Genomic DNA, 18,788 nt, shown 5'->3' with positions numbered 1-18,788 from the left:
TGCTATGGCATCGCAAAGTGTGACGCCGTGCAAAAATTCGATGTGGACATTTCTGCCACCTTTATAGACACTTTCGTTATCCGTTTTTCCCCTGTTCTGTGGCGATAAAAAGGCGTAATCGCTTTTATCTGGCGGGATTACGCAATACCAGTGTTTACGCGCCTTGCCCGCCAGCGGCAGAGAAATGACGGCACTCGCAATATGGACAATTGGTGTCCTTGTCGGGCACAGGAGTAATGTGTTTATGGCCGAATCTCAAAATGATCCATTGCTGCCTGGGTACTCGTTTAACGCGCACCTGGTGGCGGGGCTGACACCCATTGATTCTGAAAGCTATCTCGATTTCTTTATCGACAGGCCGCTGGGGATGAAGGGGTATATCCTCAATCTGACGGTGCGGGGCGAAGGCGTAGTAATGAACCAGGGGAAACAGTTTGTCTGCCGCCCCGGCGACATTTTGCTGTTCCCGCCGGGGGAAATTCACCATTACGGCCGCCATCCTGACGCCTCGGAGTGGTATCACCAATGGGTGTACTTCCGCCCGCGCGCTTATTGGCATGAATGGCTGAACTGGCCGATGCTGTTTGCCCAAACCGGATTTTACCGCCCTGATGATGCGCATATGCAGTGTTTTCGCGACCTTTTCGCGCAAATTATCGATGCCGGGCAAAGCGGCGGGCGCTACGCCGAACATCTCGCCATTAACCTGCTGGAACAACTGCTGTTACGCCGCATGGAAGCGATCAACGAATCGTTGAACCCGCCGCTGGACAACCGCGTGCGCGACGCTTGCCAGTACATCAGCGATCATCTGGCGGATAACCATTTCGACATCGCAAGCGTAGCCCAACATGTTTGCCTCTCGCCGTCGCGCTTATCGCACCTGTTTCGCCAGCAACTGGGTGTCAGCGTGCTGAGCTGGCGCGAAGATCAGCGCATCAGCCAGGCGAAATTGCTGCTGAGCACCACGCGCATGCCGATCGCCAGCGTCGGGCGCAACGTCGGCTTTGATGATCAACTCTACTTTTCGCGAGTGTTTAAAAAATGCACCGGTGCCAGCCCCAGCGAATTCCGTGCCGGGTGTGAATGAAGCGTAAAGAATGGCAATAATCTGTCCTGCAATCTGACATAACGGGTAAATATTCAGATAATTGAAAGCTTGACGCTCGCGGATGACCTCCGGAGAATCCAGCCTTCATGCTGAACAGGACACCTTATGGAAGCGCTGCTGGAACACTTTATTACCCAATCCGCCACTTACTCGCTGGCGGCCATTGCGCTGGTGGCGTTTTTTGAATCGCTGGCTTTAGTCGGCCTGATTTTACCTGGCACGGTGATGATGGCGGCGCTGGGCGCGTTGATTGGTAGCGGCGACGTTAATTTCTGGCAGGCGTGGCTGGCGGGCATTGTCGGATGCCTGCTCGGCGACTGGATTTCGTTCTGGCTGGGCTGGCGTTTTAAAGCGCCGCTGCACCGCTGGTCGTTTATGAAAAAGAACAAAGCGTTGCTCGATAAAACCGAGCACGCGCTGCATCAGCACAGCATGTTCACCATTTTAGTGGGGCGCTTTGTGGGGCCGACGCGCCCGCTGGTGCCAATGGTAGCGGGCATGCTGGATCTGCCGGTGCGTAAGTTTTTACCCCCCAATATTATCGGCTGCCTGCTCTGGCCACCGTTTTACTTCCTGCCGGGGATTTTGGCCGGTGCGGCAATCGACATTCCGCCGGATATGCAAAGCGGCAACTTCAAATGGCTGCTGTTGTTGACCGCAATCCTGCTGTGGCTGGCCTGTTGGTTGTGCTGGCGTTTGTGGCGTTCAGGGAAAGCGGGCGTGGATCGTTTAACGGCTTATCTGCCGCGCCAACGTTTGTTATGGCTGGCGCCGGGCTTGATGGTCGCCGCCATCGCCGCAGCGGTGGCGCTGGCGAACCACCCGTTGATGCCGGTTTACCTTAACATTTTGGGCAAAGTGATTCGCGGTCACTGACCGCGAATACCCAACAATTCTGATACCGCTGATTTGCCGCTCAGCAAATCGCGGGTTAAACCATCCCAGGCAATGCGCCCATCGGCAATTACCAGCGAACGCGCGGCGATGCGCGCTGCATCTTCCACACTGTGCGACACCATTAATAACGTTAATTGCTGGCGGCGGCACACTTCCTGCACCAGCGCGAGCATCTCCTGGCGCAGAGCGGGGTCGAGCGCCGAGAACGGCTCATCGAGCAATAACACCGGCTGTTCGCGCACCAGGCAACGCGCCAGCGCGACACGCTGACGCTGGCCGCCGGAAAGCTGTTCCGGCAGGCGGTCGAGCAGTGTTTCCAGCCCCATGGTTGTGGCGATCAGATTGAGTTTACTCTGCTGTTCGGCGTTCAATTTCAGCCCCGGATGCAGCCCCAGCCCGATGTTCTGGCGCACCGTAAGGTGGGTGAACAGGTTATTTTCCTGAAACAGCATCGATACCGGGCGGCGCGAAGGCGGGGTCGTCGTGTGTTCTTCACCCTCGATCACGATCGTCCCGCTGGCCGGGGTCAGAAACCCGGCAACCAGGTTTAAAAGCGTGCTTTTCCCCGCGCCGCTTGGCCCAAGAACGGCAATCTGCTCGCCCTGTTTGGCCGAGAGGGTAAAGCGCATTGGCAGGTGTTGGTAAAGCCAGGTGACATCAATCAGTCTTAGCATGGCGGCCCGGTAGTTTTTCAATCACAGTGAATAATAAAAAGCACAGCAAGAGCAGGATAAGCGCAGTCACCGCGCCGTCCTGGCTGCGATACGCGCCAATTTGCTGATACAGGTAAAACGGTAGTGTACGAAAATCGTCATTGCCAAACAGCGCTACCACGCCGAAATCCCCGATCGACAACACGCAGGCAAACGCCAGCGCCTGCGCCAGCGGGCGTTTCAGCGCGCGCAGTTCCACCACCCGTAAGCGCTGAAAACCCTGCATTCCCAGCGACTGGCAGAGCAGGGTGTAACGCGCGGTCAGGTCGCGCATCGGGTTTTCCAGCACTTTCAAGGCGTAAGGAATCGCCATTAGCGCATTGGTGAAAATCACGATCCCGTCGGCGGACTCCGGCAACCCGATGGTGTTGTTGAGCAGCAGGAAGAAGCCGGTCGCCAGCACAATGCCCGGCATCGCCAGAATCAACATCCCGCTGAGCTCCAACGCTTGCCCGGCGCTCGTCCACTGACGGGCGCGTAGCTCGCGGCTGCTCCACAACAGCATCATGGTTAACACCACACACAGCAGGCCGGCGGCTAATGCGATGTGCAAAGAAGTCCACACCGCCTGCCACAACACCGGTTCGCCAAGCACCTTGATTAAGCTCAGGTTGAGGCCATCGACAATGACCGCCAGCAAGGGCGGCAGCAGTAATAACAGCGCCAACACGATCAGCGTGATATCCGCGATTCGGCTAAACAACCTGTCTTCCGGATTACGCCAGCCCTGAATCTGATGGCTGCCGACGGCAATGGCTTTGCTCATGCGCTGGCTTAACAGCACCAAACCCAGGCAGCAGATCATCTGGATCAACGCCAGCATCGCCGCGCGCGCCGGATCAAAGTCAAAACTCAATGCCTGGTAAATCGCCAGCTCGATGGTGGTGGCTTGCGGCCCACCGCCCAGCGACAGCACGGTGGCGAAACTGGCAAAACAGAGCATAAAAATGAGGGCCGCAACGGGAGGAATTTGGCGGCGCAGCCACGGCCATTCGACAAAGCGGAAGAACGCCCAGCCGCGCATACCGAGTTGTGCCGCCAACTGGCGCTGCTCGCCGGGGATTTGCTCAAGGGATTGCAACAGCAGGCGCGAAGCCATCGGCAGGTTAAAAAAGACGTGCGCCAGCAAAATGCCCTGTAAACCGTAGGGCGAGAATGTCCACTCAAGCCCGATGTATTGGCAAAGTGCGGCAAGCCAGCCCTGGCGGCCATAAACGCTGAGAATACCGAACACCGCGACCAGCACCGGCAGGATCAGCGTCATTGCGCACAGGCGCAGCAGCATCAGGCGGCCGGGAAAACGGCGGCGATAGAGTGCGCGAGCGAGGAAAACCGCCGGTACGACAGAGAGCAGGGCAGAGAGAAACGCCTGCCAGAAGGAGAAACGCACCACATGCCACAGGTAGCTGTCCTGTAAAAAGTCGGACATCCCGGTTTGCGGCGCGTTTTGCCACAGCGCGAAAAAGGCCGCCAGCGCCACCGCCACCATCACGGTGGCGGCGGTGAGGCCAGGAAGCAGCCAGCCGGCAATCAGCGGCTGACGGCGCGTTGCCATGTATTAATCCATGTTGCGCGTTGGCTGGCGACATCCTGCGGGGTGAATTCAAGGGAAGTTTGTGGTTTCACCAGTTGATCAAAGCCCGCAGGCAGCGTCACGTTACTGACCGGGTACATCCAGTTACCGGTGGGAATGGTGCTCTGGAAAGACGGGGAAATCATAAACTTGAGGAATTTCTCCGCCAGTTCCGGCTGTTTACTGGCAGCGGTGCGGGCGGCCACTTCCACCTGCAAATAGTGGCCTTCGCTGAAATCCGCCGCCGCGTAGTTATCTTTCTTCTCTTCGATGATGTGGTACGCCGGAGAGGTGGTGTAGCTCAGCACCAAATCGCTTTCCCCTTTCAGGAACAGACCGTAGGCTTCACTCCAGCCTTTGGTGACGGTGACTGTTTTCGCGGCGAGCTTCTGCCAGGCTTCCGGCGCTTTATCGCCGTAGACTTTTTGCATCCACAGCAGCAGACCCAGCCCCGGCGTACTGGTGCGCGGATCTTCATAGATAACTCGCCATTTCTGTGGGCTTTCGACCAGTTCTTTCAGGCTTTTTGGCGGATTTTTCAGTTTGTTTTTATCGTAGACAAAGGCGAACCAGCCGTAATCGAAGGGCACGAAAGTCTCATCTTTCCAGCCGCCAGGGACGTTGACCGTGTCAGTGGCGACGCCGCTTTTGGCGAACAGTTTGGTCTGTGTGGCGGCGTCCAGCAGGTTGTTATCCAGCCCGAGCACCACGTCAGCTTTGCTGTTTTTGCCTTCCATTCGCAGGCGATTGAGCAGCGAGACACCATCTTCCAGCGCCACGAATTTCAGTTCACAGTTGCAGTCGGCTTCAAAGGCTTTTTTTACCGCAGGGCCAGGACCCCAATCGGCGGCAAAGGAGTCGTAGGTGTAGACGGTCAGAACAGGTTTCGCAAAGACAGGCGCTGCGAACAGCAGCAGGAATGGCAGAGATTTTTTTAACACTTTGCACCTCAAAATGGGTGGCAAAGGATTTTGAGCGAGAGCCTCAAATCCCTTCGCCGGCGTTATCCGGATCAGGTTCGACGGGTATTTTCTCAGCACACGCTTATGGCGCAGCACCCCGTTGAGAACGCCGCTATTGTAATGATTTGGTAAAAAATTCGAAAGCTTTAAGGATCGGGCGGCGCAAACCAGGCGGATTTAAAGTCAAACCAGCCCAGCGTGTTCATGCGCAGGCCGCGCATGGTGCGTTGCCCCTGAATGCGCAGCCAGTGGTGGATCAGCGGCACAATGGCTTTGCTGGCCAGCAACTGCTGCGACCAGACAGCAAGATTCATCTCCCCGGCGCGCCAGGTTGCGGCATCGGCCTGCCAGTCGAGAGGAATACAATGTTGCAACAAAGGCACTTCATACAGATTGGCGAACACCGAGAAATCGAGCGGCAGGGTGAAGTTCGCGCTGTTGAGCCAGATATCGCTGCTGGCTTCGCCGCGGTGCCACTCATCGTAATCCACTTCCTGAATGATCAGTTTCACACCGTGTTCCGCCAGCAAGGTGCTCATGGTGTCGGCAATGGCCTGGTGCTCGTTATGTTCGCGGTAGAAAGTGAGCGTCAGCGTTTCCAGCCCGGCGGGCTTTTCACCGCTGCCGGGGCGCGCATGGTGCCAGCGCGGCAACAAACCATAGGCCGGGAACCAGTAGCGCTGATTATGCTCGCTGGCGTGCCACAGCAAATTGGTCGGCGAGAGGATTTGGCTGACCCATTCTCTGACCGCCGGGTTCGCTCCCCGGCTGGATCGCGCGTCGAACAGCAGGTAATAACACCCCTCTTCGAGGCGGCTTTCCACCGCTTTTTCCCCCTCGGTTGGGCCTTCCAGCGTCAGGCCGCAGGTCGGTTCATCGGCAAGATCCGGCAGCACCCAGACATTGACCTCATCGATCAACGCGCGAAAACCAAAGTAATCTTCAAAGGCGTGAATTTTGAGTTGATTGCTGGTATTGCGCGTCACGGCGTAAGGCCCGGTGCCAATGGGCTGGCTGGCGAAATTTGCCAGCGTGCTCCATTCCTGCGGCAAAATCATCGACGGCACATGGCCCATCAACCACGGTAGCCAGTTGTCCGGCTGTGAAAGATGAATGTCCAGCGTCCACGCCGTTGGGGAGATGATGTCGCGGATGTGCGAGTAAAGCGGCAGAGCGGTGGCGCGTTGTAATGAGGCAATCACATCGCGCATTTCCAGTTCGCGGCCATTGTGAAAATGGATGCCGGGGCGTAAATAAAAACGCCAATGTAAAGGGGAAATCGCTTTCCAGTGATGGGCGATATCCGCTTCGAGTTCCCCATTTTCCTCATTTATACGCGTTAAGGTACTGAAGATTTGCCGCGCCATATGCGTTTCGGAACGGCGTAATGGCGTACCGGGAAGCAGGTTGCGCAGCGGGCGGTAATAGAGTACGCGCAGAATATGCCGCCCCTGGCGAAAACTTCTGCCGAGATGCGAGACCAGCATCTGGCGCACGGCGGTTTTATCCCCCACCAGTTGCACCAGTTGATCGATGCGATCCTGCTCCAGTAAATCTTCGGCGCGCTGTTGCTGAAGCGCGAGACCCGTATAAAGGAAGCTCAGGCGTGAGCGTTTGCCGCGCCCGGCTTCGGCTTCCCATGTCAACCAGCCGCGCTCCTGCATGGTGTTGAGCAGCGTGCGCATGTGGCGGCGCGAACAACTGAGCAGCTCCGCCAGTTCGTTAAGCGTGGTTTCTTGTGACTTTCCATCGCAGCATTGCCACAGACGGATGAATTGTTGTTGCAGGCGGCCGGACGACATAAAAGGGGAACTCCCGACAAAAACTCAGCAATTTATTTATCCCTATATTAAGCGAATAATTACTGCCGATGAAAGCGAGGAGACAGCAGGTGAAGTGGGGAAATGAAAAACCTGCTTGAAGACTGAATCGCGGCCATCATGTGTGACTGAGTATTAAGGCGAAACGGCCTACGCCAGCAAAATGTTTTTGCTGGCTTTTTTCGTTTATGCTTGCACCGCTTTTTTCCGCTTTTAACAAGGAAATACCCATGCTCTGGTTAATGACGATGGGACGCCGGCTCAACGGCGTGTACATCGCCTTTATGATCGTCGCCTTTATGATGGGGGTTGCCGGCGCTGTTCAGGCGCCGACGCTGAGTCTGTTTCTGAGCCGTGAAGTGGGCGCGGAACCGTTCTGGATTGGGCTGTTTTATACCGTCAACGCCATTGCCGGGATCCTGGTTAGCCTGGGGCTGGCAAAGCGATCCGATAGCCAGGGCGATCGCCGAAAGCTGATTCTCTTTTGTTGCCTGATGGCGGTGGGCAACGCGCTTCTGTTCGCCTTCAACCGTCACTATCTGACTTTAATTACCTGCGGTGTGCTGCTGGCGTCATTAGCCAACACCGCTATGCCGCAACTGTTCGCGTTGGCGCGCGAGTACGCCGACAACTCGGCGCGTGAAGTGGTGATGTTTAGCTCGGTAATGCGTGCGCAGCTTTCGCTGGCGTGGGTGATTGGCCCGCCGCTGGCGTTCATGCTGGCGCTTAATTACGGCTTTACCGCTATGTTTTCTATTGCCGCCGGGATTTTTGTCATTAGCCTCGTGCTGATCGCTTTCTGGCTGCCGTCGGTGGCGCGCGTCGAGCAACCCGCCGATGTCGCGGTAACGCAGGTGAAAGGCTGGGGCGATAAAAATGTGCGCATGCTGTTTATTGCCTCCACGCTGATGTGGACCTGCAACACCATGTACATCATCGATATGCCGCTGTGGATTAGCCTTGATCTTGGCCTGCCGGATAAGCTGGCAGGGATTTTAATGGGCACAGCGGCAGGGCTGGAAATCCCGGCGATGATCCTTGCGGGCTACGTTGTGAAGCGTTTTGGTAAGCGGCGCATGATGATCACGGCGGTTGCCGCCGGGGTGTTGTTTTACACCGGTTTGCTCTTTTTCCACAGCCAGACGGCGTTACTGCTTTTACAGCTATTTAATGCGGTATTTATCGGCATTGTGGCCGGCATCGGCATGCTGTGGTTCCAGGATCTGATGCCAGGACGCGCGGGGTCGGCGACCACGCTGTTTACCAATAGCATTTCCACTGGGGTGATTTTGGCTGGGGTGATCCAGGGCGCGCTGGCGCAAAGCTATGGTCATGGCTCGGTGTATGTGGGGATTGCGGTGATTTCCGTGGTCGCGCTGCTGCTCACCAGCCGGGTAAAAGATGTGTGATTTGTGGAACTGTAGGCCAGATAAAATCGTAGGCCGGATAAGCGTTTAGCGCCATCCGGCAATAACGCCGGGTGGCGGCGTCGCCTTACCCGGCCTACGATCCCTGAATTTACCCCATAAACGAGGGTTGTTTGTTCTCAAAGGCGGCGATGGCGTCGTCGTGTTGCAGCGTCAGACCGATGCTATCCAGTCCATTCAACATGCAGTGGCGGCGAAAAGCATCAATGTTAAAGCTATAGGCATTTCCGCCTGCTTTCACCACTTGCGCTTCCAAATCCACTTCAAAAGTGATGCCTGGGTTGCTGTGCACCAGCGTAAACAGCGCATCAACCTCTTCCTCACTCAACGTCACCGGCAGCAGCTGATTGTTAAAGCTGTTGCCGTAGAAGATATCGGCGAAGCTCGGCGCAATCACTACTTTGAAACCGTAATCGGTCAGCGCCCACGGTGCGTGTTCGCGTGATGAACCGCAGCCGAAGTTTTCCCGCGCCAGCAAAATTGACGCGCCTTTGTATTCCGGGAAGTTCAGCACGAACTCCGGATTCGGCTGCTGACCCTGATCGTCCAGAAAACGCCAGTCGTTAAACAGATGCGCGCCAAAGCCGGTGCGCGTTACCTTCTGCAAAAACTGTTTAGGGATAATAGCGTCGGTATCGACGTTGGCGGCGTCCAGCGGAACCACCAGGCCGGTATGTTGGGTAAATTTCTCTGCCATGGTGGTCTCCTTAGTGCTGCAAGCTGCGAATATCAGCGAAATGACCGGTTACCGCCGCAGCGGCAGCCATTGCCGGGCTGACCAGGTGCGTGCGTCCGCCGCGGCCCTGGCGGCCTTCGAAGTTACGGTTACTGGTGGACGCGCAACGTTCGCCAGGGTTCAGGCGGTCGTTGTTCATCGCCAGACACATTGAACAGCCCGGTAAGCGCCATTCAAAACCGGCTTCGATAAAGATCTTATCCAGACCTTCGGCTTCCGCCTGGGCTTTCACCGGGCCGGAGCCTGGCACCACCAGCGCTTGCACGCCTGGCGCCACTTTACGGCCTTTGGCGATTTCTGCCGCCGCACGTAAATCTTCAATACGTGAGTTGGTGCAGGAGCCGATAAAGACTTTATCAATAGCGACTTCCGTCAGCGGCACGCCGGGTTTCAAGCCCATGTAGGCCAGCGCTTTTTCCGCTGACGCGCGCTCTACCGGATCGGCAAACGAGGCCGGATCGGGGATAATTTCGGTCACGGAAATCACCTGGCCGGGGTTGGTGCCCCAGGTGACCTGCGGGGCGATCTCTTCCGCCTGCAACGTGACGACGGTATCGAAATGCGCGCCTTCATCGGTGTGCAGCGTTTTCCAGTACGCCACAGCGTCGTCGAAATCTTTGCCCTTCGGTGCATGCAGGCGACCCTGCACATAGTTGAAGGTGGTTTCGTCCGGCGCGACCAGACCAGCTTTCGCGCCCATCTCAATTGCCATATTGCACAGTGTCATGCGGCCTTCCATGCTCAGGGCACGGATTGCATCGCCGCAGAACTCGACCACGTGACCAGTACCACCAGCGCTGCCGGTTTTACCGATAATCGCCAGCACGATATCTTTGGCGGTGATCCCCGCTGCGGCAATGCCTTTCACTTCAATCTTCATGGTCTTGGCGCGGCCCTGTTTCAGGGTTTGCGTCGCCAGCACATGTTCTACTTCCGAAGTGCCGATACCAAAAGCCAGCGCGCCAAACGCGCCGTGCGTAGCGGTATGCGAGTCGCCACACACAATGGTCATACCCGGCAGGGTGATGCCCTGTTCCGGTCCCATCACGTGAACGATGCCCTGAAACGGGTGGTTCAGGTCATACAGTTCGACGCCGAACTCGTTGCAGTTTTTGATCAATTCCTGCATCTGAATCCGCGCCATCTCGCCGGACGCGTTGATATCTTTCGTTTGCGTCGAGACGTTGTGGTCCATCGTCGCAAAGGTTTTGCCCGGTTGACGCACCGGGCGATGGTGCGCGCGCAGGCCGTCAAATGCCTGAGGCGACGTCACTTCATGCACCAAATGTCGGTCGATATACAGCAGTGGGGTTTCGTTTGGCGCTTCGTGTACCACATGCGCGTCAAACAACTTCTCATACAAGCTTTTAGCCATGGTTACACCCCTTCAGAGACATAACGGGCGATGATGTCGCCCATCTCATCAGTACTGATTGCCTTTGCGCCACGGGCTAAATCGCCAGTGCGCACACCCTCTTCTAATGCACGGTTGATTGCGTTTTCGATGGCTGTCGCCGCGTCGCCAGCGTCCAGGCTATAGCGCAGCAGCAGGGCTAACGACAGGATTTGCGCAATCGGGTTGGCGATGTTTTTACCGGCGATATCCGGCGCGGAGCCGCCAGCCGGTTCGTACAATCCAAAGCCTTGTTCATTCAGACTGGCAGACGGCAACATGCCCATTGAGCCGGTGATCATCGCGCATTCATCGGACAGGATGTCGCCAAACAAGTTGGAACACAGCAGCACGTCGAACTGCGACGGATCTTTAATCAACTGCATGGTGGCGTTGTCGATGTACATATGCGCCAGTTCAACGTCCGGGTATTCGCCTGCGATTTCGTTGACGATTTCGCGCCACAACAGGGAAGTTTGCAGGACATTGGCTTTATCAATGGAGTGCACTTTTTTGCGGCGTTTGCGCGCGGATTCAAAGGCGATGCGCGCAATACGCTCGATTTCAAAACGGTGATAAACCTCGGTATCGAACGCTTTCTCATGCTGGCCGCTGCCTTCGCGGCCTTTCGGTTGACCGAAATAGATACCGCCGGTCAGCTCGCGCACGCACAGGATATCGAAACCGTTGGCGGCGATATCTTCACGCAGCGGGCAGAACGCTTCCAGGCCCTGGTACAGTTTGGCCGGGCGCAGGTTGCTGAACAGTTTGAAGTGTTTACGCAGCGGCAGCAGCGCACCGCGCTCTGGCTGCTGGGCCGGTGGCAGGTTTTCCCACTTCGGGCCGCCCACGGAGCCAAACAGAATGGCATCAGCCTGCTCGCAACCTTCAACGGTGGCCTGCGGCAATGGATTGCCGTGGCGATCGATAGCGATGCCGCCGACATCATAATGGCTGGTGGTGATTCGCATCTCAAAACGGTTGCGCACGGCTTCCAGTACTTTCAAGGCTTGTGCCATCACTTCCGGGCCAATACCGTCTCCCGGTAACACAGCAATATGGTAATTCTTCGACATCACACGGTTTCCTTATTGTTTTCTTTGTCCTGGGCTTTGCGCTGCAACTCTTTTTCGACTTCAGCGGCGCGCCAGATATTGTTCAAAACATGCACCATGGCTTTGGCGGAAGATTCGACGATATCGGTCGCCAGACCGACGCCGTGGAAGCGGCGACCGTTGTAGTTCGCCACGATATCCACCTGGCCCAGCGCGTCTTTGCCTTGGCCTTTGGCGCTCAAGCCGTATTTCACCAGCTCAATGTCATATTCGGTCACGCGGTTGATGGCCTGATAAACGGCGTCGACCGGGCCGTTGCCGTTCGCGGCTTCGGATTTGATCTCATCGCCACAGGCCAGTTTTATGGACGCAGTGGCGATATCGTTGGAACCGGACTGCACACTGAAGTACTCCAGGCGGAAATGCTCTGGTTCTTCCTGCTGCTTGTTGATGAACGCCAGCGCTTCCAGGTCGTAATCAAAGACCTGACCTTTTTTGTCCGCCAGTTTCAGGAAGGCGTCGTACAGGTTGTCCAGGCTGTAATCCGTTTCCTGATAACCCATCTCTTCCATACGGTGTTTTACCGCTGCGCGACCCGAACGCGAGGTCAGGTTCAGTTGCACCTGATTCAGGCCGATGGATTCCGGGGTCATGATTTCGTAGTTTTCACGGTTTTTCAGCACGCCATCCTGGTGGATGCCCGAGGAGTGGGCGAACGCGCCGGTGCCGACAATCGCTTTGTTCGCCGGAATCGGCATATTGCAGATCTGGCTGACGGTCTGACTGGTGCGCCAGATTTCGTGGTGATTAATGCGTGTCTGCACATTCATGATGTCTTTACGCACTTTAATCGCCATGATCACTTCTTCCAGCGAACAGTTCCCGGCACGTTCGCCGATACCGTTCATCGCGCCTTCAACCTGACGCGCACCAGCGTGTACCGCGGCGATGGCGTTGCCGACCGCCAGACCTAAATCATCATGGGTGTGAACCGAGATAATGGCTTTATCAATGTTAGGCACGCGGTCATACAGGCCGGTGATGATATTGGCGAACTCGAACGGCATGGTGTAGCCAACGGTGTCCGGGATGTTAATGGTTTTTGCACCAGCATTGATGGCCGCTTCAACCACACGCGCCAGGTCGTCGATTGGGGTGCGACCGGCATCTTCGCAGGAGAATTCCACGTCGTCGGTGTAGTTACGCGCGCGTTTCACCATATAGATTGAGCGCTCGATCACTTCATCCAGCGTGCTGCGCAGCTTGGTGGCGATATGCATTGGCGAGGTGGCGATGAAGGTGTGAATACGGAACGCTTCCGCCACTTTTAAGGATTCTGCCGCGACATCAATGTCTTTCTCGACGCAGCGGGCGAGGGCGCAAACGCGGCTGTTCTTTACCTGACGCGCGATGGTCTGTACCGATTCGAAATCACCCGGGGACGAAACCGGAAAGCCGACTTCCATTACATCGACGCCCATACGTTCCAGCGCCAGGGCGATTTGCAGCTTCTCTTTCACGCTCAGGCTTGCCTGTAACGCCTGTTCACCATCACGTAATGTGGTATCGAAAATAACGACTTGCTGGCTCATGTTTTCGTTCCTTTTTTCTCTTAGGCCGCCTCGTTACGAGCATAAAAAAACCCGCGCCAAGGCGCGGGTTTTAGTCTTAACTGGAAGACGATTCAGTTCTGAGTGTCGTCCACCGGTCTACCGCGCACAGTTGATGCGTTTAGTAGTAGTAGACCAGCGAAAACGACGTGGCGAATCATGAATCTTGCTCCCATTGAAAATCGATATGCTTTTAGTGGTACTGGATACGCCGATCAATGTCAACCCCAGCTCAAAAAACGGTCACCAGAGAGGGCGAATTGCTTTGCTGAGTTTCAGTTTAATCTTCTGTGTGAATGGGGGAGAACGTGGTTTTCCTGCTTAATGTAAGTGAGAAAAACAAAGCAGTTATTTTGTTTATTTAAATAGTTGTAAATAAATAACCTTTATTTGGTGATGTTAATAAATCTGATGAACGGCGATATCCTCTTATTTTTAACGTTGCAAATTGTTCAATAAAGTAAAAATATTTAAAGGGAGGTTTTATTACATTGCTGATTATTGCTTTTTAAATTTTCCTGTGAATTTAAAAAAGGAGCTTTATATATTCCTAATTTTTCACACTGCGCTTCTAATAATGCTATATGCGTGATAAATCATCTTCCTGAATATTATTATTACACAGGTCAAGGGAGTTTATCATGACGACGGATTGCAATGTTCCTGGGGAAAGGCTTCATAATCAGCATGTTAGTGATGTTGAAAAACCTCAACTCCGTTCTGTGGATCTGAATTTGCTTACCGTTTTTGATGCGGTGATGCAGGAACAAAACATCACCCGCGCGGCGCAGGCGCTGGGCATGTCGCAACCCGCAGTAAGCAATGCGGTTGCCCGCCTTAAGGTGATGTTTAACGATGAGCTTTTTGTCCGTTATGGTCGCGGCATTCAACCAACAGCGCGCTCGTATCAACTCTTTGGTGCCATTCGTCAGGCATTACAACTGGTGCAAAATGAACTGCCAGGTTCCGGTTTTGACCCTATAAGCAGTGAGCGTATTTTTAATCTTTGCGTTTGTAGTCCACTTGATAATTTCTTGACGTCTATTATTTACAATAATGTGAAAAAAGCAGCGCCAAATATTAATCTCATATTTAAATCCGACCTTAATCACAGCACCGAACATCAATTGCGTTATCAGGAAATGGAGTTTGTGATCGGCTATGAAGAGTTTCGCCGTCCTGAATTTTCCAGTGTGCCGCTATTTAAAGACGAAATGGTGGTGGTAACCAGTCAAAAACATCCACGAATCGCCGCACTTGCCACAGAAAATGGTTTATTCAATGAACAACATGCGGTGGTTTCTCTGGAGCGTTATGCCTCCTTCAGCCAACCCTGGTATGACACGATTGAAAAACGAAACCGCATTGCCTACCAGGGCATGGCATTGACCAGCGTATTAAACATTGTTTCTCAAACACATTTGGTGGCCATTGCGCCACGCTGGCTGGCTGAGAGCTTCGCTGAAGGGCTGGCGTTACAGATTCTGCCTTTACCCTTAAGCCTTAATAGCCGAACTTGTTGCCTCTCCTGGCATGAATCCGCCGGTCGCGATAAAGGCCATCAATGGATGGAAGAGCTATTAGTGGCGGTTTGTAGCCACTGATCTTTTCGCAGAGTAAACCGGGCAGGAATCACCCGGTTTATTCTGCATTCCTCTCTACCGGTACTATTTTGTACTGTTTTCCGCTTGGCGCATTCGTTTGCGCTGCGTTAAAAATGGATGAATTACTGAACATCCCGCCATTCGGGTGATCAATGGTCATCGTCTTTACTTATCTCAGATGTTTTCACCATTTCTTCGTTTTTGACGTCGTTTTTCCTCTTTTAACAGTGCTGCGCATCAAAGGGTTGCTAATTGCCTGCCAGATTTTGAGCGGTTATGGTAACTGCCATTCATAATCAGAAAGCAGGGTTTCTCCTCTTCTGAATAGCGCGACAACGCGGAAATGATTTCTGCCGTCCGTCGACAAACGTAAGCCTGGAGGCAAAGCATGGAGATGTTGTCTGGAGCCGAGATGGTCGTCCGATCGCTCATCGATCAAGGCGTAAAGAAAGTATTCGGCTACCCCGGAGGCGCCGTTCTTGATATCTACGATGCGCTGCACACCGTCGGTGGTATTGAACATGTGCTGGTGCGCCACGAACAGGCGGCGGTACACATGGCCGATGGGCTGGCGCGGGCAACGGGTGAAGTGGGCGTGGTGCTGGTGACGTCTGGCCCCGGTGCGACAAACGCCATTACCGGGATTGCGACAGCGTATATGGACTCCATTCCGCTGGTGGTGCTTTCCGGGCAGGTCGCGACCTCGCTGATCGGTTATGACGCCTTCCAGGAGTGCGACATGGTGGGGATCTCCCGCCCGGTCGTGAAACACAGCTTTCTCGTGAAACAAGCCGAAGATATTCCCGGTGTATTAAAAAAAGCATTTTGGCTTGCCGCCAGCGGGCGCCCAGGTCCGGTGGTGGTGGATTTGCCGAAAGACATCATGAACCCGGCGAACAAATTACCTTATATCTGGCCGGAATCGGTCAGCATGCGCTCCTATAACCCGACAACGCAGGGGCACAAAGGGCAGATCAAGCGAGCGTTGCAAACGCTCATCGCGGCAAAAAAACCAGTGGTGTATGTCGGTGGCGGCGCGATCAATTCAGCTTGTGAAAACTCTTTGCGCCAGCTTGCTGAAAAACTGAACTTGCCGGTGGTTTCCTCCTTAATGGGGCTGGGCGCGTTTCCCGCTTCACATCGTCAGGCGCTGGGCATGCTGGGTATGCACGGGACTTACGAAGCCAATATGACGATGCACCATTCCGATGTCATCTTTGCGGTTGGCGTGCGTTTCGACGATCGTACAACCAATAATTTGGCGAAATACTGCCCCGATGCAACGGTGCTGCATATTGATATCGATCCCACGTCGATTTCCAAAACCGTACAGGCAGATGTGCCGATTGTGGGTGACGCGCGGTTGGTACTAGAGCAAATGCTGGAACTGCTGGAGCAAGAAGCCAACTCGCAGCCGCTGGATGAGATCCGCGATTGGTGGTTGCGCATTGATCAGTGGCGTGCGCGCCAGTGCCTGAAATATGACACTCAGGGCGACAGCATCAAACCGCAGGCGGTGATTGAGGCTGTCTGGCGTTTAACCGAGGGTGATGCTTATGTGACGTCCGATGTCGGCCAGCATCAGATGTTTGCCGCGCTCTACTATCGATTCGATAAACCACGACGCTGGATAAACTCCGGCGGCCTGGGCACCATGGGCTTTGGTCTGCCGGCCGCGCTGGGCGTGAAAATGGCCTTCCCGGATGAAACCGTCATTTGCGTGACCGGCGACGGCAGCATTCAAATGAATATTCAGGAGCTTTCTACGGCGTTGCAATATGAACTGCCGGTGCTGGTGCTCAACCTGAATAACCGCTATCTGGGCATGGTGAAACAGTGGCAGGACATGATCTATTCCGGTCGCCATTCGCAATCTTATATGCAGTCACTGCCTGATTTTGCCCGCCTGGCTGCAGCGTATGGTCACGTTGGTATCAGTATCACGCACCCGGAAGAGCTGGAAGCGAAACTGGCGAAAGCGCTGGAGCAGGTGAAAAACAATCGCCTGGTGTTTGTTGACGTTACCGTTGATGGTAGCGAACACGTTTATCCGATGCAGATTCGCGGTGGCGGCATGGATGAGATGTGGTTAAGCAAAACGGAGAGAACCTGATTATGCGCCGGATACTGTCTGTCTTATTAGAAAACGAATCAGGCGCGTTATCGCGCGTGATTGGCCTGTTCTCTCAGCGTGGCTACAACATTGAAAGCCTGACGGTTGCACCAACCGATGACCCAACGTTGTCACGCATGACGATCCAAACCGTGGGCGATCAAAAAGTCCTTGAGCAGATCGAAAAGCAACTGCATAAGTTGGTTGACGTGCTGCGCGTCAATGAGCTGGGGCAGGGCGCGCATGTTGAGCGCGAAATCATGCTAGTAAAAATTCAGGCCAGCGGTTATGGGCGTGAAGAAGTAAAACGCAATGCGGAAATTTTCCGTGGGCAGATCATTGATGTTACGCCGTCGATTTACACGGTTCAGCTTGCCGGGACCAGCGATAAGCTGGACGCGTTTCTCGCCACGATCCGTGATGTCGCGAAAATTGTCGAAGTCGCGCGCTCGGGCGTCGTGGGATTATCGCGCGGCGACAAAATCATGCGTTAAAGAGAATAAGGCTATTTGAATCGCAGCCCGGCATGTAACGCCGGGCTTTTTTTTGCGAAATCAGCCGAAACCAGACACGAAAGCGGTTGCCGCAGTCACTTTTCTGCGCTTAGATGTTATGGAAATTAACCTATATCCCTAAAAAGGTTATGGAGTACATCATTTTAAGGGGCAATTGTGAAACTGGATGAAATCGCCCGGCTAGCCGGCGTCTCACGAACGACGGCAAGCTATGTCATCAATGGTAAGGCGAAGCAATATCGTGTCAGCGATAAAACCGTTGAGAAAGTTATGGCCGTGGTTCGTGAGCATAACTACCATCCGAACGCGGTGGCGGCTGGGTTACGCGCAGGACGCACACGATCGATTGGGCTGGTTATTCCCGATCTCGAAAATACAAGCTACACACGCATTGCCAACTATCTGGAACGCCAGGCGCGCCAGCGCGGTTATCAATTGTTGATCGCCTGTTCAGAAGATCAGCCTGATAACGAAATGCGCTGCATTGAACACTTATTACAGCGCCAGGTAGATGCAATCATCGTCTCAACGTCATTACCGCCAGAACATCCGTTCTATCAACGCTGGGCTAATGACTCCTTTCCTATCGTTGCGCTGGATCGCGCGCTGGATCGTGAACACTTCACCAGCGTTGTCGGTGCCGATCAGGATGATGCAGAAATGCTGGCGGAAGAGCTGCGCAAATTCCCGGCGGAACATGTGCTCTATTTAGGCGCATTGCCGGAATTGTCCGTGAGCTTCCTGCGTGAGCAGGGGTTCCGAACCGCGTGGAAAGATGATCCGCGTGAAGTGCAGTATCTGTATGCAAACAGCTACGAGCGTGAAGCCGCAGCGCAACTGTTTGATAAATGGCTGGAAACGAACCCGATGCCGCAGGCCATGTTTATCACTTCCTTCGCGTTATTGCAGGGTGTGCTGGATGTGACGTTGCGCCGCGACGGTAAGTTGCCGCAGGATCTGGCCATCGCCACCTTTGGTGATCATGAGTTGCTTGATTTCCTGCAATGCCCGGTGCTGGCGGTGGCTCAGCGTCATCGTGATGTTGCCGAGCGGGTGCTGGAAATTGTGCTCGCCAGCCTCGATGAACCTCGCAAGCCAAAAGCGGGATTAAGCCGTATCCGGCGTAATCTCTATCGCCGTGGCATATTAAGTCGGGTATAAGAACTTACAATTAAAGGCAGCGTCAGCTGCCTTTTTAGTATTCATGCCATACCTTTAATCAAATTATTGGTTTTTGCCGCCTAAGATAAATCCTTAAT

General features: G+C 54.5%; 16 protein-coding genes and 1 riboswitch. Of the genes, 7 read left to right on the top strand and 9 right to left on the bottom strand.

Going from position 1 to position 18,788, the window contains the following annotated elements:
• Positions 1 to 244 precede the first annotated feature (244 nt).
• Positions 245 to 1,090: an arabinose operon transcriptional regulator AraC gene (gene araC / locus AAEY27_RS18380; protein ID WP_342322243.1), complete on the top strand. Its 846-nt coding sequence runs from the start codon at positions 245 to 247 to the stop codon at positions 1,088 to 1,090.
• A gap of 126 nt (positions 1,091 to 1,216) precedes the next feature.
• Positions 1,217 to 1,987 carry a DedA family protein gene (locus AAEY27_RS18375; protein WP_342322242.1) on the top strand — a complete coding sequence of 257 codons (771 nt, stop codon included), beginning with the start codon at positions 1,217 to 1,219 and terminating at the stop codon, positions 1,985 to 1,987.
• Here AAEY27_RS18375 and thiQ read toward each other — a convergent pair.
• The 4 genes from thiQ to sgrR all read right to left on the bottom strand — a co-directional run bounded on the left by thiQ (position 1,981) and on the right by sgrR (position 7,058).
• Entirely contained in the window at positions 1,981 to 2,682 is a 702-nt protein-coding gene (gene thiQ, locus AAEY27_RS18370) for a thiamine ABC transporter ATP-binding protein ThiQ (protein WP_342322241.1), read from the bottom strand. The two genes, AAEY27_RS18375 and thiQ, sit on opposite strands and share 7 nt — an antisense overlap.
• Positions 2,666 to 4,276 carry a thiamine/thiamine pyrophosphate ABC transporter permease ThiP gene (gene thiP, locus AAEY27_RS18365; RefSeq protein WP_342322240.1) on the bottom strand — a complete coding sequence of 537 codons (1,611 nt, stop codon included), beginning with the start codon at positions 4,274 to 4,276 and terminating at the stop codon, positions 2,666 to 2,668. The genes thiQ and thiP overlap by 17 nt, the downstream gene beginning before the upstream one ends.
• The gene (gene thiB, locus AAEY27_RS18360; RefSeq protein ID WP_342322239.1) at positions 4,252 to 5,235 is read right to left on the bottom strand and encodes a thiamine ABC transporter substrate binding subunit; all 984 of its coding nucleotides are present in this window, start codon (positions 5,233 to 5,235) and stop codon (positions 4,252 to 4,254) included. Before thiB ends, thiP begins: the two co-directional genes overlap by 25 nt.
• Positions 5,236 to 5,265: 30 nt before the next feature.
• A riboswitch (TPP riboswitch) is annotated at positions 5,266 to 5,366 on the bottom strand.
• Between the two features lie 36 nt (positions 5,367 to 5,402).
• Positions 5,403 to 7,058: an HTH-type transcriptional regulator SgrR gene (sgrR, locus tag AAEY27_RS18355; RefSeq protein WP_342322238.1), complete on the bottom strand. Its 1,656-nt coding sequence runs from the start codon at positions 7,056 to 7,058 to the stop codon at positions 5,403 to 5,405.
• Positions 7,059 to 7,306: 248 nt separating this feature from the next.
• Here sgrR and AAEY27_RS18350 point away from each other — a divergent pair, with 248 nt between their 5' ends.
• Positions 7,307 to 8,485, top strand: coding sequence for a sugar efflux transporter (locus AAEY27_RS18350; RefSeq protein ID WP_342322237.1), 1,179 nt, complete (start codon positions 7,307 to 7,309; stop codon positions 8,483 to 8,485).
• 109 nt (positions 8,486 to 8,594) lie between these two features.
• Here the strand turns inward: AAEY27_RS18350 and leuD are convergent, their stop codons facing one another.
• The 5 genes from leuD to leuL form a co-directional block, all read right to left on the bottom strand.
• Positions 8,595 to 9,200, bottom strand: coding sequence for a 3-isopropylmalate dehydratase small subunit (gene leuD, locus AAEY27_RS18345; protein WP_342322236.1), 606 nt, complete (start codon positions 9,198 to 9,200; stop codon positions 8,595 to 8,597).
• Positions 9,201 to 9,210: 10 nt separating this feature from the next.
• The gene (gene leuC / locus AAEY27_RS18340; protein WP_342322235.1) at positions 9,211 to 10,614 is read right to left on the bottom strand and encodes a 3-isopropylmalate dehydratase large subunit; all 1,404 of its coding nucleotides are present in this window, start codon (positions 10,612 to 10,614) and stop codon (positions 9,211 to 9,213) included.
• 2 nt (positions 10,615 to 10,616) lie between these two features.
• Positions 10,617 to 11,708 (bottom strand): 3-isopropylmalate dehydrogenase, encoded by a 1,092-nt coding sequence (leuB, locus tag AAEY27_RS18335; RefSeq protein ID WP_342322234.1) that lies wholly within the window; start codon positions 11,706 to 11,708, stop codon positions 10,617 to 10,619.
• Entirely contained in the window at positions 11,708 to 13,279 is a 1,572-nt protein-coding gene (leuA, locus tag AAEY27_RS18330) for a 2-isopropylmalate synthase (RefSeq protein ID WP_342322233.1), read from the bottom strand. The genes leuB and leuA overlap by 1 nt, the downstream gene beginning before the upstream one ends.
• Positions 13,280 to 13,371: 92 nt before the next feature.
• A complete protein-coding gene (gene leuL / locus AAEY27_RS22455; RefSeq protein WP_425294685.1) occupies positions 13,372 to 13,458 on the bottom strand; it encodes a leu operon leader peptide in 87 nt (28 codons plus the stop codon).
• Between the two features lie 480 nt (positions 13,459 to 13,938).
• Between leuL and leuO the strand changes: the two genes are divergently transcribed.
• The 4 genes from leuO (at position 13,939) to cra (ending at position 18,690) form a co-directional block, all read left to right on the top strand.
• The gene (gene leuO / locus AAEY27_RS18325) at positions 13,939 to 14,901 is read left to right on the top strand and encodes a transcriptional regulator LeuO (RefSeq protein WP_342322232.1); all 963 of its coding nucleotides are present in this window, start codon (positions 13,939 to 13,941) and stop codon (positions 14,899 to 14,901) included.
• A 388-nt stretch (positions 14,902 to 15,289) separates the two neighbouring features.
• Entirely contained in the window at positions 15,290 to 17,014 is a 1,725-nt protein-coding gene (gene ilvI / locus AAEY27_RS18320) for an acetolactate synthase 3 large subunit (protein WP_342322231.1), read from the top strand.
• A gap of 2 nt (positions 17,015 to 17,016) precedes the next feature.
• A complete protein-coding gene (gene ilvN, locus AAEY27_RS18315; protein ID WP_342322230.1) occupies positions 17,017 to 17,508 on the top strand; it encodes an acetolactate synthase small subunit in 492 nt (163 codons plus the stop codon).
• Between the two features lie 177 nt (positions 17,509 to 17,685).
• A complete protein-coding gene (gene cra, locus AAEY27_RS18310; RefSeq protein ID WP_342322229.1) occupies positions 17,686 to 18,690 on the top strand; it encodes a catabolite repressor/activator in 1,005 nt (334 codons plus the stop codon).
• Positions 18,691 to 18,788 lie beyond the last annotated feature (98 nt).

This window comes from Kosakonia sp. BYX6 (assembly GCF_038449125.1).
GTDB classification, from domain to species: Bacteria; Pseudomonadota; Gammaproteobacteria; order Enterobacterales; family Enterobacteriaceae; genus Kosakonia; species Kosakonia calanthes.
Note: the sequence above shows the minus strand (reverse complement) of the source record. Positions and strands in the feature narration are given on the sequence as shown.

Excerpts from the sequence above, each read along its gene's own strand:
- sgrR (WP_342322238.1), bottom strand. The coding sequence starts at position 7,058 with ATGTCGTCCGGCCGCCTGCAACAACAATTCATCCGTCTGTGGCAATGC.
- thiQ (WP_342322241.1), bottom strand. The coding sequence starts at position 2,682 with ATGCTAAGACTGATTGATGTCACCTGGCTTTACCAACACCTGCCAATG.
- araC (WP_342322243.1), top strand. The coding sequence starts at position 245 with ATGGCCGAATCTCAAAATGATCCATTGCTGCCTGGGTACTCGTTTAAC.
- ilvN (WP_342322230.1), top strand. The coding sequence starts at position 17,017 with ATGCGCCGGATACTGTCTGTCTTATTAGAAAACGAATCAGGCGCGTTA.
- ilvI (WP_342322231.1), top strand. The coding sequence starts at position 15,290 with ATGGAGATGTTGTCTGGAGCCGAGATGGTCGTCCGATCGCTCATCGAT.
- leuB (WP_342322234.1), bottom strand. The coding sequence starts at position 11,708 with ATGTCGAAGAATTACCATATTGCTGTGTTACCGGGAGACGGTATTGGC.
- leuC (WP_342322235.1), bottom strand. The coding sequence starts at position 10,614 with ATGGCTAAAAGCTTGTATGAGAAGTTGTTTGACGCGCATGTGGTACAC.
- AAEY27_RS18350 (WP_342322237.1), top strand. The coding sequence starts at position 7,307 with ATGCTCTGGTTAATGACGATGGGACGCCGGCTCAACGGCGTGTACATC.
- leuL (WP_425294685.1), bottom strand. The coding sequence starts at position 13,458 with ATGATTCGCCACGTCGTTTTCGCTGGTCTACTACTACTAAACGCATCA.
- leuD (WP_342322236.1), bottom strand. The coding sequence starts at position 9,200 with ATGGCAGAGAAATTTACCCAACATACCGGCCTGGTGGTTCCGCTGGAC.
- thiP (WP_342322240.1), bottom strand. The coding sequence starts at position 4,276 with ATGGCAACGCGCCGTCAGCCGCTGATTGCCGGCTGGCTGCTTCCTGGC.
- leuA (WP_342322233.1), bottom strand. The coding sequence starts at position 13,279 with ATGAGCCAGCAAGTCGTTATTTTCGATACCACATTACGTGATGGTGAA.
- AAEY27_RS18375 (WP_342322242.1), top strand. The coding sequence starts at position 1,217 with ATGGAAGCGCTGCTGGAACACTTTATTACCCAATCCGCCACTTACTCG.
- leuO (WP_342322232.1), top strand. The coding sequence starts at position 13,939 with ATGACGACGGATTGCAATGTTCCTGGGGAAAGGCTTCATAATCAGCAT.